Annotated in this window: 18 protein-coding genes; 5 read left to right on the forward strand and 13 right to left on the reverse strand. The window is 65.5% G+C overall.

Translation table 11 applies throughout. The features are described from left to right. Nucleotides 1–52: 52 nt before the first annotated feature. The 5 genes from rpoD to C7H84_RS10100 form a co-directional block, all read right to left on the reverse strand. Nucleotides 53–2,470, reverse strand: a complete 2,418-nt coding sequence (rpoD, locus tag C7H84_RS10080; protein ID WP_121858678.1) for an RNA polymerase sigma factor RpoD — start codon at nt 2,468–2,470, stop codon at nt 53–55. Nucleotides 2,471–2,557: 87 nt separating this feature from the next. Continuing rightward, a complete protein-coding gene (gene dnaG / locus C7H84_RS10085) occupies nt 2,558–4,426 on the reverse strand; it encodes a DNA primase (RefSeq protein WP_121858679.1) in 1,869 nt (622 codons plus the stop codon). A 72-nt stretch (nt 4,427–4,498) separates the two neighbouring features. Continuing rightward, a complete protein-coding gene (locus C7H84_RS10090) occupies nt 4,499–4,945 on the reverse strand; it encodes a GatB/YqeY domain-containing protein (RefSeq protein WP_121858680.1) in 447 nt (148 codons plus the stop codon). A gap of 186 nt (nt 4,946–5,131) precedes the next feature. Beyond that, complete coding sequence (gene rpsU, locus C7H84_RS10095; RefSeq protein WP_006479415.1) at nt 5,132–5,344, reverse strand: 30S ribosomal protein S21; 213 nt, start codon at nt 5,342–5,344, stop codon at nt 5,132–5,134. Nucleotides 5,345–5,450: 106 nt separating this feature from the next. Then, a complete protein-coding gene (locus tag C7H84_RS10100; protein ID WP_276208396.1) occupies nt 5,451–6,680 on the reverse strand; it encodes an NAD(P)/FAD-dependent oxidoreductase in 1,230 nt (409 codons plus the stop codon). A 118-nt stretch (nt 6,681–6,798) separates the two neighbouring features. Between C7H84_RS10100 and tsaD the strand changes: the two genes are divergently transcribed. Then, on the forward strand, nt 6,799–7,839 hold the full coding sequence (tsaD, locus tag C7H84_RS10105; protein WP_121858682.1) for a tRNA (adenosine(37)-N6)-threonylcarbamoyltransferase complex transferase subunit TsaD: 1,041 nt from the start codon (nt 6,799–6,801) through the stop codon (nt 7,837–7,839). Nucleotides 7,840–7,989: 150 nt separating this feature from the next. Here tsaD and folE2 read toward each other — a convergent pair whose 3' ends face one another. The 4 genes from folE2 to C7H84_RS10125 all read right to left on the reverse strand — a co-directional run bounded on the left by folE2 (nt 7,990) and on the right by C7H84_RS10125 (nt 12,118). Beyond that, nucleotides 7,990–8,799 carry a GTP cyclohydrolase FolE2 gene (gene folE2 / locus C7H84_RS10110; protein WP_121858683.1) on the reverse strand — a complete coding sequence of 270 codons (810 nt, stop codon included), beginning with the start codon at nt 8,797–8,799 and terminating at the stop codon, nt 7,990–7,992. Between the two features lie 159 nt (nt 8,800–8,958). Then, nucleotides 8,959–10,863: a 1-deoxy-D-xylulose-5-phosphate synthase gene (dxs, locus tag C7H84_RS10115; protein WP_121858684.1), complete on the reverse strand. Its 1,905-nt coding sequence runs from the start codon at nt 10,861–10,863 to the stop codon at nt 8,959–8,961. Between the two features lie 80 nt (nt 10,864–10,943). Next, nucleotides 10,944–11,828 (reverse strand): polyprenyl synthetase family protein, encoded by an 885-nt coding sequence (locus tag C7H84_RS10120; RefSeq protein WP_121858685.1) that lies wholly within the window; start codon nt 11,826–11,828, stop codon nt 10,944–10,946. Further along, nucleotides 11,825–12,118, reverse strand: a complete 294-nt coding sequence (locus tag C7H84_RS10125; RefSeq protein ID WP_107309864.1) for an exodeoxyribonuclease VII small subunit — start codon at nt 12,116–12,118, stop codon at nt 11,825–11,827. Before C7H84_RS10125 ends, C7H84_RS10120 begins: the two co-directional genes overlap by 4 nt. Nucleotides 12,119–12,388: 270 nt before the next feature. Here C7H84_RS10125 and C7H84_RS10130 point away from each other — a divergent pair, with 270 nt between their 5' ends. Next, entirely contained in the window at nt 12,389–13,495 is a 1,107-nt protein-coding gene (locus C7H84_RS10130) for an aromatic ring-hydroxylating dioxygenase subunit alpha (protein ID WP_121858686.1), read from the forward strand. Nucleotides 13,496–13,609: 114 nt separating this feature from the next. After that, entirely contained in the window at nt 13,610–14,479 is an 870-nt protein-coding gene (locus tag C7H84_RS10135) for a sulfurtransferase (protein ID WP_121858687.1), read from the forward strand. Nucleotides 14,480–14,528: 49 nt separating this feature from the next. On the opposite strand, the gene C7H84_RS10140 is transcribed toward C7H84_RS10135, so the two are convergent. From C7H84_RS10140 to polA, 3 genes are all read right to left on the reverse strand, one after another. After that, the gene (locus tag C7H84_RS10140; RefSeq protein ID WP_121858688.1) at nt 14,529–15,404 is read right to left on the reverse strand and encodes a dienelactone hydrolase family protein; all 876 of its coding nucleotides are present in this window, start codon (nt 15,402–15,404) and stop codon (nt 14,529–14,531) included. A gap of 438 nt (nt 15,405–15,842) precedes the next feature. After that, complete coding sequence (locus tag C7H84_RS10145; protein ID WP_121858689.1) at nt 15,843–17,177, reverse strand: NAD(P)/FAD-dependent oxidoreductase; 1,335 nt, start codon at nt 17,175–17,177, stop codon at nt 15,843–15,845. Nucleotides 17,178–17,468: 291 nt separating this feature from the next. Beyond that, nucleotides 17,469–20,222, reverse strand: a complete 2,754-nt coding sequence (polA, locus tag C7H84_RS10150) for a DNA polymerase I (RefSeq protein ID WP_121858690.1) — start codon at nt 20,220–20,222, stop codon at nt 17,469–17,471. 1 nt (nt 20,223) lies between these two features. On the opposite strand from polA, the gene C7H84_RS10155 reads away from it, so the two are divergent. Continuing rightward, nucleotides 20,224–20,985, forward strand: a complete 762-nt coding sequence (locus C7H84_RS10155) for a TIGR00730 family Rossman fold protein (protein WP_121858691.1) — start codon at nt 20,224–20,226, stop codon at nt 20,983–20,985. 436 nt (nt 20,986–21,421) lie between these two features. Next, nucleotides 21,422–21,700, forward strand: a complete 279-nt coding sequence (locus C7H84_RS10160; protein ID WP_121858692.1) for a hypothetical protein — start codon at nt 21,422–21,424, stop codon at nt 21,698–21,700. 106 nt (nt 21,701–21,806) lie between these two features. On the opposite strand, the gene C7H84_RS10165 is transcribed toward C7H84_RS10160, so the two are convergent. Continuing rightward, nucleotides 21,807–23,333, reverse strand: a complete 1,527-nt coding sequence (locus tag C7H84_RS10165; RefSeq protein ID WP_121858693.1) for an AMP nucleosidase — start codon at nt 23,331–23,333, stop codon at nt 21,807–21,809. Nucleotides 23,334–23,420: the final 87 nt, after the last annotated feature.

The raw sequence follows: 23,420 nt of genomic DNA on the forward strand, positions 1-23,420 counted from the left end.
GCCACCGGCATCACGCGGATACCGGCGGCGTTCGCAAGTGAGGCACTGGAAATCAGTTCCCTTCGAGGAACGACTTCAGCTTGTCGGAACGGCTCGGGTGACGCAGCTTGCGCAGCGCCTTCGCCTCGATCTGACGGATCCGCTCGCGGGTAACGTCGAACTGCTTGCCGACTTCCTCGAGCGTGTGATCGGTGCTCATCTCGATACCGAAGCGCATCCGCAACACCTTCGCCTCGCGCGGCGTCAGCGAATCGAGCACGTCCTTCACGACGTCGCGCATGCTGGCATGCAGCGCGGCATCCGCCGGCGCGACCGTGTTGTTGTCCTCGATGAAGTCGCCGAGATGGGAATCGTCGTCGTCGCCGATCGGCGTTTCCATCGAGATCGGCTCCTTCGCGATCTTCATGATCTTGCGGATCTTGTCTTCCGGCATCTCCATCTTCTCGGCGAGCGTTGCCGGATCCGGTTCGAGACCGGTTTCCTGCAGGATCTGCCGCGAGATGCGGTTCATCTTGTTGATCGTTTCGATCATGTGAACCGGAATACGGATCGTGCGCGCCTGGTCCGCGATCGAACGCGTGATGGCCTGACGGATCCACCACGTCGCATAGGTCGAGAACTTGTAGCCACGACGGTATTCGAACTTGTCCACCGCCTTCATCAGGCCGATGTTGCCTTCCTGGATCAGGTCGAGGAACTGCAGGCCGCGGTTCGTGTACTTCTTCGCGATCGAGATCACGAGACGCAGGTTCGCCTCGGTCATTTCACGCTTCGCCTGACGCGCCTTCAGTTCGCCAGCCGCCATCTGGCGGTTGGTTTCCTTCAGGTCCTTCAGCGGCAGCACGACGCGCGCCTGCAGGTCGAGCAGACGCTGCTGCTGTTCGCGGATCGCCGGCACATTACGCGACAGGACCGCGCTGTACGAATGACCTTCGGCCGTGATCTTCTCGGCCCAGTCGAGATCCGTCTCGTTGCCCGGGAAGCGCGCGATGAATTCCGAACGCGGCATGCCGCACTTGTCGACGACGATGTGCAGGATCTGACGCTCGACCTGACGCACCTCGTCCACTTGCGCACGCAGCGTGTCGCACAGACGCTCGACGGTACGCGCGGTGAAGCGGATCGTCATTAGTTCGGTCTGGATGGTTTCCTGCGCCTTCAGGTAGGCCTTCGACTTGTAGCCTTCCTTCTCGAACGCGCGGCGCATCTTGTCGAACCACTCGCTGATCTGCGAGAACTTCTCGAGCGAAGCGCGCTTGAGGGCTTCGAGCTGGGCGGCATTCGCCGATGCCTGCGCGGCACCGTCGTCTTCCTCCTCTTCCTCTTCTTCCTCTTCCTCTTCGGCTTCCTCGTCCTCGTTCTCGATCGCTTCCGCTTCCTTCGCGGAGAAACCGTCGGTATCGGCGGAGTCCGAAGCATTCGGATCGAGCAGGCCGTCGACGAGTTCGTCGACGCGAATCTCTTCGTTCGCGACACGCTCGGCCATCGCGAGGATGTCGGCGATCGTCGTCGGGCACGCGGAAATTGCCATCACCATGTGGCGCAGGCCGTCCTCGATCCGCTTCGCGATCTCGATTTCGCCTTCGCGCGTGAGCAGCTCAACCGTGCCCATTTCGCGCATGTACATCCGGACCGGATCGGTCGTGCGACCGAATTCCGAATCGACCGTCGACAGCGCGACTTCCGCTTCTTCTTCGACTTCATCGTCCGACGACGCGGCCGGCGCGTTGTCGTTCAGGAGCAGCGTTTCCGCGTCCGGCGCCTGCTCGTAAACCGCCACGCCCATGTCGTTGAACGTGCCGATGATGCCTTCGAGGGCTTCCGTCTCGGTGAAGTTGTCCGGCAGGTGGTCGTTGATTTCGGCATACGTGAGGAAGCCGCGCTCCTTGCCGAGCTTGATCAGCGCGCGCAGCTTCACGCGGCGCTCTTCGAGCTCCTCGGCCGTCCCGGGCGTGCTCGTCGCGAACGCTTCCTTCAGCAGCGCCTTTTCCTTGGCGCGACGATCGCGCACCTTGGATTTGCCCGGGGCAGCCGCGGCTGCGGGCTGCTCGTCGCTCTGATTTGCGTCGTCATCGACGGATACTTCGTTCAGCTTTTTGGTCATGGAGTTCGCCGTACCGGCTATATCGACTCGCGGCTGCTGGACGACAGCCGGTTGAACCGTGGGTGCATGAGTAGTACGTACTGCCGTTTCGTCCGCGGCGGCAGTCGTGTCCCTTGCGCTTTTCGCACTTGCCCGCTTCGCCGCCGGCTTGGCCGGCCCGGAGTCGGGTCTGGCGGCAGCCCGTGATCTGGCTGCCGGCGCCGGCGCAGCCTGAGCAGTGCCGGCCACGGTTTTCTTTCCCGCAGGGGCTGACGTGGATGAAGACGTTGTCCTGGTGGAAGAAGCAGACTTGGCCGCTGTGACCTTGGTGGTCGGCTCCGTCGAGCCCTTGCCTGTCGCTTTCTTTCCGCCTGTCGTCTTTGCCATCGCGAATCTCGCCTCTGCTTAGAAAACAAACCGCTGGAAACCTTATATTATAGCACGCTGGGCAACCCTCTCCGGCGCCCCGGCCGCCTACAGCCCGAGCCGACGCTTCATGTCGGTTCGCTGCTGGTTCAATTCCGTCAATTCAGCCAGTTCCTCGGGTGTGAAAGTGGATTGCCGCGCCAGCCGATCGAGCCGGTCGCAGCAGGCGTCATAGCGCATCTTGAGCACCGCGGCCTGCAGCTCCTCCCCGGCGATCCGTTCCTGTTCGCGCTGCCGCTCGGGCACCGTCTCGTCTTCCGGATTCTGCAAGAGCAAATCACGGACGTTTTCATCATAGTCCAGAATTTCGCGGAAGATTTCCTCGTAAGTCGCCCCGTGCGAGGAGGTCCGCAGGACGTCCGACAGCAGCCGGAACTCCGCGCCTTCGCCCAGCGCACGCGCATGCTCGACCACTTCGGCAAACAGCTCGCCGATCCGCGGCAGCGCACGCAGGGTCGCAAGCTGCTCGTCGTCGAGCTGCGACGCGATCCGCGGATGCATCACCAGCGTACGCAACGCACGCTTTTCGCTGTCCGTCACGCGCCGCCGCTCGCTGCGCGGGGGCGCCTGGCGCGCCGGCGCGGCGATACGCGCATCGACGTCCGACAGCCCCGCGACTTCCTCGAACGGGATGTCGAGACGGTCGGCGAACATGTGCATGATCTGCGCGCGCAACGCGTTCGCGGGCAGCGCCTGCAGCAGCGGCTTCGCGTCGAACAATGCCTTCGCGCGACCTTCGGGCTGATCGAGCGCCTTGCCGGCAATTGCTTCGTTCAACAGAAATTGCGACAGCGGCATCGCGCGCTCGATCTGCTCGGAGAACGCGTCCGCGCCGAATTCGCGTACGTAGCTGTCCGGATCATGTTCGGGCGGCAGGAAAAGGAATCGGATCGTCCGGTTGTCCGCTGCATGCGGCAGGCACGCTTCGAGCGCGCGGCGCGCCGCGCGCCGGCCGGCCGAGTCGCCGTCGAAGCTGAAAATGACCGTATCAGTCTGGCGCAGCAACTTCTGGACGTGGATCGGCGTGCACGCGGTGCCGAGCGTCGCGACCGCGTTCGGGAAGCCGAGCTGCGCGAGCGCGACGACGTCCATGTAGCCTTCGACGACCAGCACGCACTTGCGCTCGCGGATCGCGAGGCGCGCTTCGAACAGCCCGTAAAGTTCGCTGCCCTTGTTGAACAGCGGCGTTTCGGGCGAATTCAGGTACTTCGGCTCGCCGCTGCCGAGCACGCGGCCGCCGAACCCGATCACCTGCCCCTTCACGTTGCGGATCGGGAACATGATCCGCTCGCGGAACCGGTCGTAGCGGCGCGCGACGCCCTGTGCGTCGGTTTTCTCGCTGACGATCACGAGCCCCGCTTCGACGAGCGACTCGTCGCGATAGTCGGGGAACGTGCCTTCGAGGTTCTGCCAGCCGTCCGGCGCATAGCCGAGGCCGAAGCGCGCGGCGATCTCGCCGGTCAGGCCCCGGTTCTTCAGGTACTGGATCGCGACGGTCGCGCCGCGCAGTTGCTTGCGGTAGTAGTCGCACGCGGCGGACATCACGTCCGACAGCGCGGTCGCCACCGATTTCGACACGGGCGCCGGGTAATCGCCACCGCCGCCTCCGCCGCCACGCATCGACGGTTCGTGCGGCACGGTCAGCCCGACCGACTGCGCAAGCTCCTGCACGGCTTCCGGGAACGTGAGCCCCGCGTGCTCCATCAGAAAGCCGATCGCCGTGCCATGCGCGCCGCAGCCGAAGCAGTGATAGAACTGCTTGGTCGGGCTGACGGTAAACGACGGGCTTTTCTCGTTATGGAACGGGCACAACCCCATGAAGTTGGCGCCGCCCTTCTTGAGCTGCACGTACCGACCCACCACGTCGACGATATCGACGCGGTTCAGCAAATCCTGCAGGAACGAATGCGGAATCACCGTGGGATCGAGCGAAAAAAAGACAATACGACGCCCCGGCGCACGCGCATGCGACGCGCCGGGAAGCGGGTTTTACTTCGTCAGCGCGGCCTTGACCTGCGCGGAAACGGCCGTCATGTCGGCACGGCCGGCGAGCTTGCCCTTCAGCACGCCCATCACCTTGCCCATGTCCTGCGGGCCGGCAGCGCCCGTTGCCGCGACCGCGGCCTGGACTTCGGCAGCCACTTCGTCGTCCGACAGTTGCGCGGGCATATAAGCGCCCAGCACGGTCAGTTCGGCCTGTTCCTTCGCGACGAGATCGTCGCGGCCGGCGGCCTCGAACTGGCTGATCGAATCCTTGCGCTGCTTGATCATCTTGTCGATCACGGCGGTGATGCCCACATCGTCGAGGGTCACCCGATCGTCGACTTCGCGCTGCTTGATCGCGGCCATCAGCAGGCGAATCGTCGCCAGACGCTCGCTTTCCTTCGCGCGCATCGCGGCCTTCATGTCTTCGCTGATCTGCTCTTTCAAACTCATCTTGCACCCGGGATGGAAACGTGACTTCGACGCCCGCGAACGGACGTCAACACAAAAACCCGCTTGGGACTATGTCTCAAGCGGGTTGCTCGAATCCGGCATCGGCGACTCGCAGCCCCCTGACCGAGACCGATCGTGCGGAGGTCGCCGGTGCGCCGCTCAGTGAATCGCGCGGCGCTCAATCGTTCAGTACAGCTTCTTCGGCAGCGTCTGGCTGCGAATCCGCTTGTAATGACGCTTCACCGCGGCAGCCTTCTTGCGCTTGCGCTCCGCGGTCGGCTTCTCGTAGAACTCCCGCGCACGAAGCTCGGTCAGCAGACCATTCTTCTCTATCGTGCGCTTGAAGCGGCGCATGGCGACTTCGAACGGCTCGTTTTCTTTAACGCGAATGATCGTCATGATCCGACACGAATAAAGGTTTGCAGGGAAGACTTACGAGTATAGCAGAGCGGGGAGTAAAGCCATAAGGGCCGGGCCCCGTCAACGGCGGCGCTGCGCGCACGCGTCAGGCGCCGCGTACGAACTCCGCCGCCGCCTGCCCTGCGGCCGTGCCGGACGCCCACGCCCACTGGAAATTGTAGCCGCCGAGCCAGCCCGTCACGTCCACCGCCTCGCCGATGAAGAACAGCCCCGGCACCCGCGCGCTCATCATCGTCGCCGACGACAGTTCGCGCGTATCGACGCCACCCTTCGTCACCTCGGCCTTCTTGTAGCCCTCGGTGCCGTTGGGCGTCAGCGTCCAGCCGGACAGTGCCTCGCCGATCTGGCGCAGCGTCTTGTCGGGCAGGTCCGCGAGCCGCGCGTCGGCCGCGACGCGATGCGTGTCGAGCCACGCGTGCGCGAGGCGCGCCGGCACCCAGTCGGCGAGCAGCGAGCCGATCTGGCGCTTCGACGTGCGCTTCGCTTCGAGCAGGTCGGCCACCGCGTCGCGCTGCGGCAGCAGATCGATGCGGATCGGGTCGCCCGACTGCCAGTAGCTGGAAATCTGCAGGATGCCGGGGCCCGACAGGCCGCGATGGGTCAGCAGCAGATCCTCGACGAATTCGCCGCCGCGCTTCTTGTCGCCGGTCGACACACGCACTTCGAGCGACACGCCGGACAGCGCCGCGAACGGCGCCCAGTCCTGCTGCGCGAACGTCAGCGGCACGAGGGCGGGCCGCGTATCGACAAGCTTGTGGCCGAACTGCTTCGCGAGCCGGTAGCCGAAATCGGTCGCGCCGATCTTCGGGATCGACAGGCCGCCCGTCGCGACGATCAGCGCGTTCGCGCGGATCGGCCCTGCCTGCTGCGTATCGAGCGTGAAGCCGTCGGACGGCGCGTGGCGCACCGCGTCGACGACCACCGGCCGGCGCCACGCAATGCCGCCCGCGTCGCATTCGTGCTTCAGCACGTCGATGATCGCGTCGCTGCCGTGATCGCAGAAGAGCTGCCCCTTGTGCTTCTCGTGCCAGGTGACGTGGTGGCGCTTGAGCAGCCCGAGGAAGTCGCGCGGCGTATAGCGTGCGAGCGCCGAGCGCGCGAAATGCGGATTCGACGACAGGTAGTTGTCGGGGCCCGCGTAGAGATTCGTGAAGTTGCAGCGGCCGCCGCCCGAGATGCGGATTTTCTCGGCGAGCCGCGGCGCGTGGTCGAGCAGCACCACGCGACGGCCGAGTTGCCCGGCGACCGCGGCGCTCATCATCCCGGCGGCGCCCGCGCCGATCACGGCGATATCGTAAGTTTCCATGGCGCGGATTGTACCTGCCCGGCCTTCGGCCCGGGCCGCCCGCAGCGGCGACGCCCCCGCCTGCTATAATTTCCGGTTACGTTGACCTTCCCGCGGCGCGCTCGACAACGCGCGCCCGCCCCCACCCATGCTCGTTCTCGGCATCGAAAGCTCCTGCGACGAAACCGGCCTCGCGCTCTACGACACGCAGCGCGGCCTGCTCGCGCATGCGCTCCATTCGCAGATCGCGATGCACCGCGAATACGGCGGCGTCGTGCCCGAACTCGCATCGCGCGACCACATCCGCCGCGCACTGCCGCTGCTCGAGGAAGTGATGGCGCAAAGCGGCACGCGCCGCGACGACATCGACGCGATCGCCTTCACGCAAGGCCCCGGCCTCGCCGGCGCGCTGCTGGTCGGCGCGAGCATCGCGAACGCGCTCGCGCTCGCGTGGAACAAGCCGACCGTCGGCATCCATCACCTCGAAGGCCACCTGCTGTCGCCGCTGCTCGTCGACGAGCCGCCGCCGTTCCCGTTCATCGCACTGCTGGTGTCGGGCGGCCATACGCAGCTGATGCGCGTGACCGACGTCGGCGTGTACGAAACGCTCGGCGAAACGCTCGACGACGCGGCCGGCGAAGCGTTCGACAAGACGGCGAAGCTGATCGGCCTCGGCTATCCGGGCGGCCCCGAAGTGTCGAAGCTCGCGGAAACGGGCACGCCGGGCGCGGTCGTGCTGCCGCGTCCGATGCTGCATTCGGGCGATCTCGATTTCAGCTTCAGCGGCCTGAAGACGGCCGTGCTCACGCAAATGAAGAAGTTCGAGGCGGCGAAGCTCGACGGCGAAGCGCTCGAGCGCGCGAAGGCGGACCTCGCACGCGGCTTCGTCGACGCAGCCGTCGACGTGCTCGTCGCGAAGTCGCTCGCGGCGCTCAAGCAGACGAAGCTCAAGCGCCTCGTGGTAGCCGGCGGCGTCGGCGCGAACCGGCAGTTGCGCGCGGCGCTGTCGGCCGCTGCAGCCAAGCGCGGCTTCGCTGTGCACTACCCCGATCTCGCGCTCTGCACCGACAACGGTGCGATGATCGCGCTCGCCGGCGCATTGCGGCTCGGCCGCTGGCCCGAGCAGGCGAGCGCCGACTACGCGTTCACGGTAAAGCCGCGCTGGGATCTCGCATCGCTCGCACGCTGAGCCGCATGACGCGGCGCGGTGCCGGGCGCTCCGGCACGCGCCGGAAAACGAAAAGGCCGCTCGATCCGGAGCGGCCTTTTCTCGTTGCAGCGGCGAAATCACACTACGACACTGCGACGCAGTACCGCGGCAGCGGAACGTTATGAAGCGTTACGCAGCGTGTCGCTTGTCGCGCTCGATCAGCGCATACGCGCTGTGATTGTGGATCGACTCGAAGTTCTCGGCTTCGAGCACGTAGGCGACCACACGCGCGTCCGCATCGAGACGCTGCGCGACGTCGCGCACCAGATCCTCGACGAACTTCGGGTTTTCGTACGCGCGCTCCGTGACGAACTTCTCGTCCGGACGCTTCAGCATGCCCCACAGCTCGCACGATGCCTCTTCTTCCGCGATGCGGATCAGCGCCTCGACCGGCAGGTCGGCCGCGAGCTCGGCGTCGATCGTCACGTGCGAGCGCTGGTTGTGCGCGCCATACTGCGAGATCTTCTTCGAGCACGGGCACAGGCTCGTCACCGGCACGAGCACCTTCAGGAACACGCGCGTTTCGCCGTTGCGGCTATCGCCCGCGAGCGTCACTTCGTAATCGAGCAGGCTCTGCACGCCCGACACCGGCGCCGTCTTGTTCACGAAGTACGGGAACGTGACCTCGATGCGGCCGGCTTCGGCTTCCAGCTTCTCGAGCATCGACGCGAGCATCGCGCGGAAGCGTTCGACCGTCAGCGGCGCGCGGTTCTCTTCGAGCAGCGCGACGAAGCGCGACATGTGCGTGCCCTTCTGATCGGCCGGCAGGCGCACGTCGAGGTTCCAGACGCCGACGGTCGGCTGCACGTCGCCGCTTTCGGTGCACACCGTCAACGGATGCCGAACCGCCTTCACGCCCACGCGTTGAATCGGAATCTGGCGGGTATCCACCGTGCTCTGCACGTCGGGCATCACGAAGGCGGGATTCATCTGGTTCATCTTTTTCAATCCTTGTAAGCCAAGCCGCGCGTTCGACGACGCGCACGCCGCGTCACGCGGCAGCCGGAAAAGCAACATGGGCCCGCAGGCCCATGTTTTCCGCATCAATGAAGACCGGTTGCGCCAGTCGCACCGACGCCGCCCGCAGGCGGCGCCAGCTTAGGCGACGCGCTTCGCGTGGCCGGCGACATCGGCCGCCGGGCTCAGGAAGCGTTCGCGAATCGACTTCGCGATGCCCGCGCCGTCGAGGCCACATTGCGCCAGCAGCTTCGCGTGGTCGCCGTGGTCGACGAACTGGTCAGGGAGGCCCAATTGTAGTACGGGTCGGATAACCCCACTCTCCATCAGGGCTTCGACGCAGGCCGAGCCCGCGCCGCCCATCACGCAGCCTTCCTCGATCGTGACGAGGTAGTCGTGCGTCTCGGCGAGCTCACGCACGAGCGCCGCGTCGACCGGCTTCACGAAGCGCATGTTCGCGACCGTTGCGTCGAGTTCTTCGCCTGCCACCAGCGACGGCGCGACCATCGTGCCGAACGCGAGGATCGCGACGCGCTTGCCTTCCGGCTGCGACGTACGGCGACGCACTTCGCCCTTGCCGAGCGGGATCTCGGTGAATTCCTTCACCGTCGCCACGCCCGTGCCCGCGCCGCGCGGATAACGCACCGCGGTCGGGTTCGGCTGCTGGAGCGCCGTGTGCAGCATCTGGCGGCATTCGTTCTCGTCGGACGCCGCCATGATCGTCATGTTCGGGATGCAGCGCATGAACGCGAGATCGTATGCACCCGCGTGCGTCGCACCGTCGGCGCCGACGAGGCCGGCGCGGTCGATCGCGAACACGACCGGCAGATTCTGCAATGCGACGTCGTGGATCAGCTGGTCGTACGCACGCTGCAGGAACGTCGAATAGATCGCGACGACGGGCTTCAGCCCTTCGGTCGCGAGGCCGCCCGCGAACGTCACCGCGTGCTGCTCGGCGATGCCGACGTCGTAGTAGCGATCCTTGAAGCGCTTCTCGAATTCGACCATGCCCGAGCCTTCGCGCATCGCAGGCGTGATGCCGACGACGCGCGTATCGCGCTCGGCTTCATCGCACAGCCATTCGCCGAACACCTGCGTGTAGGTCTTTTTCGCGGGCGTGGTCGACGGCTTGATGCCTTCAGCCGGGTTGAACTTGCCGGGGCCGTGATAGAGCACGGGATCCGCTTCGGCGAGCTTGTAGCCCTGGCCTTTCTTCGTGACCACGTGCAGGAATTGCGGGCCGCGCAGCTCGCGGATGTTCTGCAGCGTCGGGATCAGCGAATCGAGATCGTGACCGTCGATCGGGCCGATGTAGTTGAAGCCGAACTCTTCGAACAGCGTCGCCGGCACGACCATGCCCTTCGCGTGCTCCTCGAGCTTGCGCGCGAGTTCGAGCACCGGCGGCGCCACGCTCAACACGCGCTCGACACCCGCGCGCGCGGCCGCGTAGAAGCGGCCCGACATCAGGCGGGCGAGATGGCGATTCAGCGCGCCGACCGGCGGCGAAATCGACATATCGTTGTCGTTGAGGATCACGAGCAGCTTCGCATCTTCCGACACGCCCGCGTTGTTCATCGCCTCGAACGCCATGCCGGCCGTCATCGCGCCGTCGCCGATCACCGCGATCGAGAAGCGGTCGTCGCCGTTCAGCTGGCTGCCGATCGCCATGCCGAGCGCCGCCGAAATCGACGTGCTCGAGTGCGCGGTGCCGAACGTGTCGTATTCGGACTCGCTGCGGCGCGGGAAGCCCGAGATGCCGTCGTACTGACGCAGCGAATGCATCTGATCGCGGCGACCCGTCAGGATCTTGTGCGGGTAGGTCTGGTGACCCACGTCCCAGACGATCCGATCGTTCGGCGTGTTGAACACGTAGTGCAACGCGATCGTCAGCTCGACCGTCCCGAGGTTGGACGACAGATGGCCGCCCGTCTTCGACACGCTGTCGAGCACGAACGCGCGCAGTTCATCCGCGAGCGGTTGGAGTTGGCGACGATCGAGGCGGCGCAGATCCGCCGGGTCGTCGATGGTTTTCAGCAAGTCGTACATCGTCGTTCCATTGTAGGAAATCAAACGCGCCCGCATTCTATTGCACGCACCGTAGCGTGTGCGCAGCGGCGGGCTTCGCGTCAGCTGACCCGGTTCACCACCAGGTCGGCAAGTTCGGCGAGACGCTGTGCGCGTGCGCCGAACGGTTTCAGCGCATCGTGCGCTTCGGCGCGCAACTGGGCAGCGAGCTCACGCGATGCGTCGAGGCCGAGGATCGACACGTAGGTCGGCTTGTCGTTCGCCGCATCCTTGCCGGCCGTCTTGCCGAGCGTCGCCGAATCGGTCGTCACGTCGAGAATGTCGTCGACGACCTGGAACGCCAGACCCACGGCCCCCGCGTAAACGTCGAGCGCGGCCATCGTGTCCGCGGACGGCGTTTCGCCGGCCAGCGCACCCATCCGCACGGCGGCGCGCAGCAGCGCGCCCGTCTTCATCCGGTGCATCGTCTCGAGCTGCTCACGCGTCAGCTTGAGGCCGACGCTCGCCAGGTCGATCGCCTGCCCGCCGGCCATGCCGATCGAGCCGCTCGCCAGCGCCAGTTCACGCACGAGCGCGGCCTGCTGCACCGGCGACAGCGCGGCTGCGTCGGTCAGCGCGACGAATGCCTGCGACTGCAGCGCATCGCCGACCAGCAGCGCGGTCGGCTCGTCGTACTGCACGTGCACGGTCGGCTTGCCGCGTCGCAGTGCGTCGTCGTCCATGCAAGGCATGTCGTCGTGCACGAGCGAGTAGACGTGGATCATCTCCAGCGCCGCCGCCGCCGCATTGCGCGCCGCTTCGGTCGCGCCGGTCAGTTCGCCTGCTGCATGGCACAGCAGCGGGCGAACGCGTTTGCCGCCGCCGAGGACCGCGTAGCGCATCGCTTCGTGGAGTTGCGTGGGCACCACGTTGTCGGCCGGCAAATAGTGGCCGAGTGCGTCCTCGACACGGTCGAGCACGGACCGCATCCATTGTTCGAATGTCATAGATCGTCGTCTTCGCCGTCCGTGGCGGCCGTTCCGGATGAAAGCGGCTTCAGCGTCGCGCCGTCGAGCACGCGAACCTGCTGTTCCACTTTCTCGAGCTGCTGTTGGCAAAACGCAACGAGGGTCGCACCGCGGCGATACGCGGCAAGCGAATCCTCGAGGCTCAACGCGCCGCCTTCCATCCGGGCAACCAGCGTCTCGAGTTCCGCGAGCGCCGTTTCGTAGTTGTCCGGCAACGGTTCGGTGCCATTGTCGGGCGGTGTGGCGCCTGGGGATGCGGTTTTCGCCATGGACGAGGGTGTCAAATTTCAAAACAAGTCGGACATTCTACGGCAAAAGAGAATTCTCCGACCTGACGACTTGGGCCCCGGGCGCGCAATCAGGCCCCTTCCCTGGCACACATTGTGCGCCAACCGGTCGTCGCCCGACAAAAAATTGACACAAATCAGGCACTTAATCCTGGCCTTGCAGGGCGAACCGGGTATAATTCTCCGTTTCCCTAAATCGATTTTTCGATGGTTGGGTTGTTCACTGCTTTCACGCTAACACCGGGAGTGGGAATGTCCAATCTGAGCGATGCGCTTCAGTTGAAGTCGGCTCACAGCCAGCTTCCAGTCACTGCATATTTCGATGAGGCGCTACTCGAGCGCGAGATCGAAACCCTCTTCAAGAAAGGACCTCGTTACGTCGGGCACGAGTTGATGGTGCCCGAGGCGGGGGATTATTTTGCGCTGCCGTCCGAGAAGGAAGGCCGCGTGCTGGTCCGCAACCCGGCGAACCAGATCGAATTGCTGTCGAACGTGTGCCGCCACCGGCAGGCGATCATGCTCAACGGGCGCGGCCACGCGCAGAACATCGTATGTCCGCTGCACCGCTGGACGTACGATCTGGAAGGCCAGCTGCTCGGCGCGCCGCACTTCCCCGACAAGCCGTGCCTGAACCTCGGCAAGAGCCCGCTGCAGAACTGGCAGGGGCTGCTGTTCGAGGCCGAAGGCCGCAACGTCGCGCGCGATCTCGCGAACCTTGGCACCAGGCATCACTTCGACTTCTCCGAGTACCTGTTCGATCACGTCGAAGTGCACGAGTGCGATTACAACTGGAAGACGTTCATCGAGGTCTACCTCGAGGATTACCACGTCGTCCCGTTCCACCCGGGCCTCGGCAGCTTCGTGTCGTGCGACGATCTCAAGTGGGAATTCGGCGACTGGTACAGCGTGCAGACGGTCGGCGTGCACAACGCGCTCGCGAAACCGGGCAGCGCGACCTACCAGAAGTGGCACGAGCAGGTGCTCAAGTTCCGCAACGGCGTGCCGCCGGAGTTCGGCGCGATCTGGATGGTCTACTACCCGGGCCTGATGATCGAGTGGTATCCGCATGTACTCGTCGTGTCGTGGCTGATTCCGCGCGGCCCGCAGAAGACGACCAACATCGTCGAGTTCTATTACCCCGAGGAAATCGCGCTGTTCGAGCGCGAGTTCGTCGAGGCCGAGCGCGCCGCTTATATGGAGACGGCCGTCGAGGACGACGAAATCGCGATGCGCATGGACGCCGGCCGCCGTGCGTTGATGGCGCGCGGCGAATCGCAGGTGGGCCCGTACCAGAGCCCGATGGAAGACGGCATGCAGCACTTCCACGAGTTCCTGCGCCGCCATCTCGGCGATCTCTGACGCGCGCGGCCCTTAAGCGCCCCACGGCTTTCGACATATGAAAAGACGGGTTTCGGCCCGTCTTTTTTTGTTTAGACTTGGAGTATCAGGCCGTTTGCACTCCAGGGAGCCGTCATGCCACACACCCACTACACCACGCTCATCTCCGCAGCCAATCTGGCCGAGCGCCTGGCCGCAGCGCCGGGCAGCGTCGCCGTGTTCGACTGCCGCTTCGATCTCGTCGATCCGGCCGCAGGCGAAGCCGCCTATGCGGCCGGCCATATCCCCGGCGCGCAGTATCTTCATCTCGACCGCGACCTGTCCGGCCGCAAGACGGGCACCAACGGCCGCCACCCGCTGCCGACCCGCGATGCATTCGCCACGCTGATCGCCAGCCGCGGCGTCAAGCAGGGCCAGCAGGTCGTTGCCTACGACGCACAGGGCGGCGCCTATGCAGCGCGCCTGTGGTGGCTGCTGCGCTGGCTCGGGCACGACTCCGTCGCGGTGCTCGACGGCGGCCTGCAGGCGTGGGAAGCGGCTGGCCAGCCGTTGACCACCGACGTGCCGCACCCGGCCGCCGGCGACTTCCATGCGGCAGCGCCGCTCGAATCGACCGTCGACGCGGCGGCCGTGCTCGCGAACGTCACGTCGGCCACGCGCGTCGTGATCGATGCCCGCGCGCCGGATCGCTATCGCGGTGAAAACGAAACGATCGATCGTGTCGGCGGCCACATTCCCGGCGCACGCAACCGCTTCTTCAAGGACAACCTGACCGCCGACGGCCGCTTCAAGACCGGGCACGAACTGCGCGAGACCTTCACCGCGCTGCTGGCAGGCACCGAGCCGAACAACGTGATCCTGCAATGCGGGTCGGGCGTGACCGCATGCCACAACGCGCTCGCCCTCGAAGTCGCGGGGCTGCATGGCGCGTCGCTGTATCCGGGCTCGTGGAGCGAATGGAGCGCCGATCCGTCGCGACCGGTCGCAACCGGCCCGAACCCGTAAGCGGCAGCGCAGCCGTAACGAAGCGGCGGCATCTGCCGCCGCTTGTCGTTTACATCACGCCGTACTTGTGGAACCACTCGATCGCGCGCTTCCAGCTATCCTCGGCATCGCCCTTCACGTAACTCGGGCGGTAATCGGCGAAGAACGCGTGACCGGCATCCGGATACACGACGATCTCCGACTGGCGCGCGAGCGTCGAATCGCTCTTCTGGATCGCCTTGCGCATGTCGGCGAGCGACGCCTGCGTGATGTTGGTGTCCTTCTCGCCGTACAAGCCGAGCACCGGCACCTTCAGCAACGCCGCGTGATCGACCGGATTGAACGGCGTCATCTCGTCGGTCTTGCCTTCGACGAATCCGTACCACGCGACGGCCGCCAGCACGTGCGGATTGTGCTCGGCATACAGCCATGCCTGGCGGCCGCCCCAGCAGAACCCCGTAACGCCGACACGCGCCGGATCACCGCCGTTCTTGCCGGCCCACGCGACGGTCGCATCGAGATCCTCGGTGACCTGGCGGTCCGGCACCTTGCTGATGATGTGGTCGTACAGCTCCTTCATCGTCGGATACTTCGATGCGTTGCCTTGCCGCGCGAACAGGTCGGGCGCGATCGCGAGATAGCCGAGCTTCGCGAAGCGGCGGCAGACGTCGGCGATGTGCGCATGCACGCCGAAGATCTCGTGGATCACGATGATGACCGGCAGGTTCGTCTTGCCGACCGGCTGCGCGCGATACGCCGGGATGCTCGCGTCGCCCGAGCGGATCTCGATGGTGTCGACGTCCAGCCCGGCGCTGTCGGTGGTGACCGTCTGCGCCGACACGGGCAGCACGGCCGCCGCGAAGGTGCCGCCCAGCGCGGCCTGCATGAACTTGCGGCGCGAGAACGGAACGTGGGGAACCAGGCTGTCGACTTCGGGTTTCAACATGAATGCACTCCTCGATTGGGCGCCGTCACGGCCATGGAATCGACCTGACGAGGCATCGCGCCGGCCGACGACGCGGATCTCGCGGCGGTTGGCACCCCGCCGCAAGCGGAAACCCGGACAAGATGCCCAATATTCCGTTGTTGCGTCAACTGTCAGATGTGTAAGACTCGATTACGAAGGTGTAATCCCGTGGCGGCGAACTCGGTGTCGGTGCCTGTCTGGTGACGGTGCCGCGCCCCGGCGCGACGTGCGCGCGGCGAGCGCCGCCCCGCGATTCGAAGGGCGGCCAATTCAAACGAAGAGACGAAGAAACACACGAGCCCGGCGCGGGGCGCGCATGCCCTTGCGCGCCCTCCGGCACCTGAAAAGACAACGGGCAGGCGACCCGCGCGATGCGCAGTCCCTGCCCGCCCCGACGGATCGACGTGCGGCCCCGCGTCAGTGCAGCTTGACGCGCGGCAGCGTGGTACGACGCAGCCAGTGCGCGACCGTGTCGAGCATCATGCGCGGATAGCCGTGCAGCGCCGCGATGTGCAGCCGGTACAGCGACATGTACATGAAGCGCGCGAACAGCCCTTCGATCAGCATGTTGCCGCCGATCAGGCCGCCCATCAGGTTGCCGACCGCGCTGAAGTGGCCGAGCGACACGAGCGAACCGAAATCGCGATACGTGAACTCGGGCAGCGGACGCCCGTCGAGACGGCAGCCGATCGCCTTCAGCAGGAAGCTCGCCTGCTGGTGCGCGGCTTGCGCACGCGGCGGCACGTTACGTTCGTTGCCCGGCCATGCGCAGGCCGCGCAGTCGCCGAGCGCGAAGACGTTGTCGTCGGTGAAGGTCTGCAGCGTGCGGCGCACGTCGAGCTGACCGAGCTTGTTGACCTGCAGGCCGTCGAGATTCGACAGCACGGCCGGCGCCTTGATGCCGGCCGCCCAGACCGTGAGGTCCGCGCGCACCGCCTTGCCGCTCGCGGTGTGCACGACACCCGGCGCGACTTCGGTCACGCGCTCGGCCAGCATCAATCGCACGCCGAGCTTTTCGAGCAGCTCGGCCGTCGCGGTCGACACGCGTTCCTGCAGCGCCGGCAGGATGCGCGGCCCCGATTCGATCAGCACGATGCCGACGTCGTGCCGCGGGTCGAGCTTGTGCAGCCCGTACACGGACAATACCTGCGCGGTATTGCGCAGCTCCGCGGACAACTCGACGCCCGTCGCGCCGCCGCCGACGATCACGACCTGGATGCGCGGCTCGGCCGCCGCACCCGGCGCGGGCTCCACCGGCGTCTGGTGCTCGGCGCGCATGCACGCGGCGATCAGGCGCTTGCGGAAACGCTCGGCCTCGCCGACCGTATCGAGCGCGATCGCGTTTTCGGCCGCACCCTGCACGCCAAAGAAGTGGGTCGTGCTGCCGATCGCGATCACCAGCGTGTCGTATTCGAGATCGCGCGCCGGCAGCAATTCCGCGCCGTCGCTGTCGTTGACGGGCGACAGCGTGATGCGCTTTGCCGCGCGGTCGAGCGAAGTCAGACCGCCCTGCTGAAACTCGAAGCCATGCCAGCGCGCCTGCGCTGCGTATTCGAGTTCCTGCGTGAACGGGTCCATGCTGCCGGCCGCAACCTCGTGCAGCAACGGTTTCCAGATGTGAGTCGGATTGCGGTCGACGAGCGTCACAAGCGCACGCGCGGGACGATCGCCGCGCGCGCCGTAACGGTCGCCGAGCCGCGTCGCCAGTTCCAGGCCGCCCGCGCCTCCGCCTACGATGATGATCCGATGCATCTGATTCCCCCTTTGCGATTCGAAACTGCTGCCGCCGGACGATGCAGACACGATGCGTTCGCGCCGCCCGTTGGATTAACCGGTTCGGACATCATCGATGTGCAGTTCGAAACACTTCGATGCATCCGATCCCGGAACGCGGAGCGCGCTGCCCCCGCGACAATGGCCTGACTGACCTGCATTGTCCGGGAGCTTGCGCGTTGACCACAAGCAAACCATCTCGATATTCAGCATCCCTGCAACAATATGCCGCGGGTAGCGGGAATTGGGGGAATCGCACGGGGGGGTGCGTCAGTGTGCCTCTTCCCAGTTCGCGCCGGCGCCCACTTCGGCAACCAGCGGCACCTTCAGCTTCGCCACACCGCACATCATTTCAGGCAGCTTCTCGCGTACGAGCGACAGTTCGGCGTCGGGCACCTCGAGCACCAGTTCATCGTGCACCTGCATGATCATTCGCGACGCCAGCTTGTCGCGCGTGAGCCAGTCGTCCACCGCGATCATCGACAGCTTGATCAGGTCGGCCGCCGTACCCTGCATCGGCGCATTGATGGCCGCGCGCTCGGCGGCCTGACGGCGCGGACCGTTGCCGCCGTTGATTTCCGGCAGCCACAGACGGCGGCCGAAAACGGTTTCGACGTAGCCCTTCTCCTTCGCCACCGTGCGCGTGTCTTCCATGTACTGCGCGACACCCGGATAGCGCGCGAAATAGCGGTCGATATAGAGCTTCGCCGCATCGCGCGTGATGCCGAGGTTCGACGCGAGGCCGAACGCACTCATCCCGTAGATGAGCCCGAAGTTGATCACCTTCGCGATCCGGCGCTGGTCGGAGTTGACCTCCAGCGGCGTCACGCCGAACACTTCGGCCGCGGTTGCGCGGTGAATGTCCTCGCCCTGCGAGAATGCGCGCAGCAGCGACGCATCGCCGGAGATGTGCGCCATGATCCGCAGTTCGATCTGCGAATAGTCGGCCGACACGATCCGGTGGCCCGGCGACGCGATGAACGCTTCGCGGATGCGCCGGCCTTCGGCCGTGCGCACCGGAATGTTCTGAAGATTGGGGTCGTTCGACGCAAGGCGGCCCGTCACCGCGACGGCCTGCGCGTAGTTCGTATGCACGCGGCCGGTGGTGGGGTTCACCATGCGCGGCAGCTTGTCGGTGTACGTCGACTTCAGCTTCGACAGCCCGCGGTGCTCGAGCAGCAGCTTCGGCAGCGGGTAGTCCTCGGCAAGCTTCTGCAACACTTCCTCGTCGGTCGACGGTGCGCCGCTGGGCGTCTTCTTCACGACCGGCAACTGCAGCTTCTCGAAGAAGATCTGCCCGATCTGCTTCGGCGAGCCGAGATTGAATTCGCCGCCGGCCAGTTCGTACGCCTGACCCTCGAGCTCGATGAGCCGCGTCGCGATCTCGCTGCTTTGCGCCTGCAGCAGCGCGTCGTCGATCAGCACGCCGGTGCGCTCCATCTTGCGCAGCACGAGCGAGACGGGCATCTCGATGTCGCGATACACGCGCTCGAGGCCCGCTTCGCGTGCGACCTGCGGATACAGCGCCTGGTGAAGCTGCAGCGTGATGTCCGCATCTTCGGCCGCATACGCGGCGGCCTGCTCGAGCGCGACTTCGTCGAAGCCGATCTGCTTCGCGCCCTTGCCGGCCACGTCTTCGTACTTGATCGTCTTGACGCCGAGATGACGCAGCGCGAGGCTGTCCATGTCGTGCGTGCGGTGCGATTCGAGCACGTACGATTCGAGCAGCGTGTCGTGCTCGATGCCGTTCAGCGCGATGCCGTAGTTCGCGAGCACCTGTGCGTCGTACTTCAGATGCTGGCCGACCTTCTTGCGATCGGCCGATTCGAGCCACGGCTTCAGGCGCGCGAGCACGTCGTCGATCGGCAGTTGCTCGGGCAGGTCGGGGCCGCGATGCGCGACCGGCAGATACGCGGCCTTGCCCGGTTCGACCGAGAACGACAGGCCGACGAGCCGTGCGGTCATCGGATCGAGCGCGGTGGTTTCGGTGTCGAACGCGGTCAGTGCGGCCGCATCGATCTTCGCGAACCACGCGTCGAATTGTTCCCAGGTCTGGATCGTGTCGTATTCGCGGACGATGTTCGCGGCCACCACCGGTGCAGGGTCGCCTTCCGGCGCATCGGCGCCGCCGCCTTCGGCGGGCGCGCTCTCGACTTCGCGCAGCCACGTCTTGAAGCCATAGCGCGCGAAGATGTCGCGCATCAGGTCGCGCGCTTCGCCATCGCTCTTCAGCGACGCTTCGATCGATTCGAGATGCGGCGTGAGATCGCACGCCGTATCGACGGTCACGAGCTTGCGGCCGAGCGGCAGGAAGTCGAGCGCGCGGCGCAGGTTGTCGCCGACCACGCCCTTGATCTCGCCCGCGTGCTCGATCACGCCGTCGAGGCTGTCGTACTGCGACAGCCATTTCACGGCCGTCTTCGGCCCGCACTTCTCGACGCCCGGCACGTTGTCGACGGTGTCGCCGATCAGCGCGAGGTAGTCGATGATCCGCTCGGGAGGCACGCCGAACTTCGCTACCACGCCGTCGCGATCGAGCGTCTCGTTGGTCATCGTGTTGACGAGCGTGACGTGGTCGGTCACGAGCTGCGCGAGATCCTTGTCGCCGGTCGACACGATCACGTTCATCCCGTGCCGCTCGGCTTCCCGCGCGAGCGTGCCGATCACGTCGTCGGCCTCGACGCCCTCGACCATCAGCAGCGGCCAGCCGAGCGCGCGCACCGCGCCGTGAATCGGCTCGACCTGCAATGCGAGATCGGGCGGCATCGACGGCCGGTTTGCCTTATAGTCGGCATAAAGGTCGTCACGGAACGTCTTGCCCTTTGCATCGAACACGCAAGCGCTATACTCTGCACTGACTTCCTTGCGCATACGGCGCAGCATGTTGATGATTCCGTAGAGCGCTCCGGTCGGCTCCCCGCCAGGGCCACGCAGATCAGGCATCGCATGGTAAGCCCGATACAGATAGCTCGAACCGTCAACCAATAGCAGGGTCTTACCTTCCAGATTTCGTTCTTCAGGCATTATGAACAAGAGAAAAGTGATTCCGAGTCTGCGTTCGCTCGCAGATCAAGAACGCGCGACGGCCAAGAAGGCGCGCGCGTCGTGGCAGATGTTCACGATTATGGCAGAGTTTATCGAGGCGACCGAGTACCTGTCGGAGATCCGCCCGGCTGTCAGCATCTACGGTTCTGCCCGTCTCAAACCCGATTCACCGCACTACAAGCTCGCGGCGCAGATCGCGCGCAAGCTGTCCGACGCCGGCTTCGCGGTGATCTCCGGCGGCGGCCCCGGCATCATGGAAGCCGCGAACAAGGGCGCGCACGCCGGCAAGGCGCCGTCGGTCGGCCTGAACATCGAGCTGCCGCACGAGCAGGCCGGCAACCACTACCAGGACATCTCGCTGCGCTTCCGCCACTTCTTCACGCGCAAGGTCACGTTCGTGAAGAACTCCGACGCGGTGATCGTGATGCCGGGCGGCTTCGGCACGCTCGACGAACTGTCCGAAGTGCTCACGCTGATCCAGACGAAGAAGTCGCGCCTCGTGCCGATCATTCTGGTCGGTAGCGAATTCTGGAAGGGGCTGCTGCAATGGTTCCGCGACCAGCTGATTCCGAACGGCCTCATCAATCCGGAAGACATGGACCTGATGCAGGTGATCGACGATCCCGACCAGGTGCTCGACGCGGTGCTCGCATTCTACGAGGACAGCGGCGAGGAAGAAGGTTCGGAAGGTGGCGACGGTCATCCGCCGCCGCCCGAAGAAGACCGCATGTTCTATCTGTAATTCGATCGACGTCGGCGGCCGGCGTCATGGCGGGTCGCCGGCTTCGCGCTGGCTTCCCGCTGGCTTCGCGCGCGGCAGGTCTGGCGATTCAGCCACCTGCCGCTTGTCATTTTGTAACGCCGCATTTTGTAACGCCGCATTAACGCGCTGCGCAACCACGCGCGGCCGAATGTCAAATCCAAGCGGGCTGTGCCGCGCAGTTCGGCTGCCCCGTTCCGCGTCTGCGGCACGTCACTGTCAAATCATGCAGCGTGCCGGTCGTCTCGGCGTGCCTGTATCGCGCCAATCCGCCGTAACAAATGCGCCTCGCGTTTTCCGCCCCGTACGCGCACACTGCATCTCGTCGGCGTGGCGTTCCCCCGGTGGAACGATCCCCCCTCGCGTCCATCGCGTCGCGCCGGCCTTTTGTCTTGATAACGACATCACGGAAAACAACATGAAACGCTCGCTGATCGCCCTCGCCTTCGCCGGCCTCGGCCTTTCGCTGTCCGGCCTCGCCCACGCCGTCAACGTCGACGTCAACATCGGCACGCCGGCGCCGGTGGTGGTCGCGCCCGCGCCGGTCGTGATCGTCGGCTGGCATGGCGACCGCTACTGGGACGGCCGTCGCTACTGGGAACGTCGCGAGTGGGAAGACCACGAGCGTCATCATGGTCACGAAGGCCGCGGCGGCTATCACTGCCCGCCGGGACACGCGAAGAAAGGCGAATGCTGAATCACTGAGCGCCGAGCCGATCGGCCCGCGCACTGACGCATCAAAAACAAGGCCGCACGCGAACGAGAGTTCGCGCGCGGCCTTTGTCGTTGCAGGCGCGGCGGCGTTACTGGAACGCCACTTCCGCGAAGCTGCGCAGCTTGCGGCTATGGAGCTTGTCGAGCCCGTTCGTGCGCAGGATCTCCATCGCCTTCACGCCGATCTGCAGATGCTGGTCGACCTGCCCGCGGTAGAACGTGTCGGCCATGCCCGGCAGCTTCAGCTCGCCGTGCAGCGGTTTGTCCGACACGCACAGCAGCGTGCCGTACGGCACGCGGAAGCGGAAACCGTTCGCGGCGATCGTCGCGCTTTCCATGTCGAGCGCGATCGCGCGGCTCTGCGACAGTCGTTGCACGGGCTCGCGGTGATCGCGCAGCTCCCAGTTGCGGTTGTCGACGCTCGCGACCGTGCCCGTGCGCATCACGCGCTTCAGTTCGGGGCCGTCCAGCTGCGTGACCTCGGCCACCCCGCGCTCGAGCGCGAGCTGCACTTCGGCGAGCGCCGGGATCGGCACCCACAGCGGCAAGTCCGCATCCAGCACGTGATCCTCGCGCACGTAACCGTGCGCAAGCACGTAGTCGCCCAAGCGCTGCGTGTTGCGCAGGCCCGCGCAGTGCCCGAGCATCACCCATGCGTGCGGACGCAGCACCGCGATGTGGTCGGTGATCGTCTTCGCGTTCGATGGACCGACGCCGATGTTGACCATCGTGATCCCGCTGCCGTCCGCGCGCTTCAGGTGATACGCGGGCATCTGCGGCAGCCGCGGCGGCGCAGCGCCTTCGGCCGGATCGCTGCCGAGGTTCGCGTTGTACGTGACGACATCGCCCGGTTCGACGAACGAGCTGTACTGGCTGCGGTACTCGCGCTCTTCGGGATCGGTGCTCTCCGTCATCAGCGTGCGGCCGAGCTTCACGAATTCGTCGATGTAGAACTGGTAGTTCGTGTAGAGCACGTAGTTCTGGAAGTGCGTGGGTGACGTCGCCGTATAGTGGCGCAGCCGGTGCAGCGAGAAGTCGACGCGCGCGGCCGTGAACAGCGCGAGCGGATGCGGCTCGCCGGGCGCCGGCTCGAACGTGCCGTTGACGATGCGGTCGTCGAGGTACGACAGATCCGGCGTGTCGAAGATGTCGCGCATCGCGAGCAGGCGGTCGCGGTCGAGTTCGCCTTCGAGGTGGATGCCTTCGGGGAACGCGAAGTGAATCGGAATCGGCTGCGACGACACGCCGATCTCGACCTTCACGTGGTGATTCTTCGTCAACAGGCGCAACTGCTCGCGGTAGTAGTTGGCGAACAGGTCGGGACGCGTGACCGTCGTCTCGAACACGCCGGGGCCGGCGACGAATCCATACGAACGGCGCGAGTCGACGTGCGTGTTGACATCGGTACGAATGCGCACGAACGGATAGCACGCACGCACGTGCTCGGTGATCGATTCGTGGCGGCGATAACGCGCGAAGGCGTCGCGCAGGAAACCCGTATTGGTGTCGTAAATGGCCGACAGTCGCGCGACCGCGGCAACGGAATCGTCGAATGCTTCGACGGGCGGGCTCTCGGGTGTCAGCATCCGGTGCCGGCGGCTCAAATCGTTCTTCATTTTCATCACCTCGTCTGATCGAACGACATTACCACGGAACCCGGTCATGCTCATGGCCGCCCGCTTGCAGGCCGCTTGCACGCGAGG

The organism is Burkholderia sp. Nafp2/4-1b, assembly GCF_003635165.1.
Lineage (GTDB): Bacteria > Pseudomonadota > Gammaproteobacteria > Burkholderiales > Burkholderiaceae > Burkholderia.

Coding starts and splice junctions, on each gene's coding strand:
- rpoD (WP_121858678.1), bottom strand. CDS start 2,470: ATGGCAAAGACGACAGGCGGAAAGAAAGCGACAGGCAAGGGCTCGACG.
- C7H84_RS10090 (WP_121858680.1), bottom strand. CDS start 4,945: ATGAGTTTGAAAGAGCAGATCAGCGAAGACATGAAGGCCGCGATGCGC.
- rpsU (WP_006479415.1), bottom strand. CDS start 5,344: ATGACGATCATTCGCGTTAAAGAAAACGAGCCGTTCGAAGTCGCCATG.
- tsaD (WP_121858682.1), top strand. CDS start 6,799: ATGCTCGTTCTCGGCATCGAAAGCTCCTGCGACGAAACCGGCCTCGCG.
- folE2 (WP_121858683.1), bottom strand. CDS start 8,799: ATGAACCAGATGAATCCCGCCTTCGTGATGCCCGACGTGCAGAGCACG.
- dxs (WP_121858684.1), bottom strand. CDS start 10,863: ATGTACGACTTGCTGAAAACCATCGACGACCCGGCGGATCTGCGCCGC.
- C7H84_RS10120 (WP_121858685.1), bottom strand. CDS start 11,828: ATGACATTCGAACAATGGATGCGGTCCGTGCTCGACCGTGTCGAGGAC.
- C7H84_RS10125 (WP_107309864.1), bottom strand. CDS start 12,118: ATGGCGAAAACCGCATCCCCAGGCGCCACACCGCCCGACAATGGCACC.
- C7H84_RS10130 (WP_121858686.1), top strand. CDS start 12,389: ATGTCCAATCTGAGCGATGCGCTTCAGTTGAAGTCGGCTCACAGCCAG.
- C7H84_RS10135 (WP_121858687.1), top strand. CDS start 13,610: ATGCCACACACCCACTACACCACGCTCATCTCCGCAGCCAATCTGGCC.
- C7H84_RS10140 (WP_121858688.1), bottom strand. CDS start 15,404: ATGTTGAAACCCGAAGTCGACAGCCTGGTTCCCCACGTTCCGTTCTCG.
- C7H84_RS10145 (WP_121858689.1), bottom strand. CDS start 17,177: ATGCATCGGATCATCATCGTAGGCGGAGGCGCGGGCGGCCTGGAACTG.
- polA (WP_121858690.1), bottom strand. CDS start 20,222: ATGCCTGAAGAACGAAATCTGGAAGGTAAGACCCTGCTATTGGTTGAC.
- C7H84_RS10155 (WP_121858691.1), top strand. CDS start 20,224: ATGAACAAGAGAAAAGTGATTCCGAGTCTGCGTTCGCTCGCAGATCAA.
- C7H84_RS10160 (WP_121858692.1), top strand. CDS start 21,422: ATGAAACGCTCGCTGATCGCCCTCGCCTTCGCCGGCCTCGGCCTTTCG.
- C7H84_RS10165 (WP_121858693.1), bottom strand. CDS start 23,333: ATGAAGAACGATTTGAGCCGCCGGCACCGGATGCTGACACCCGAGAGC.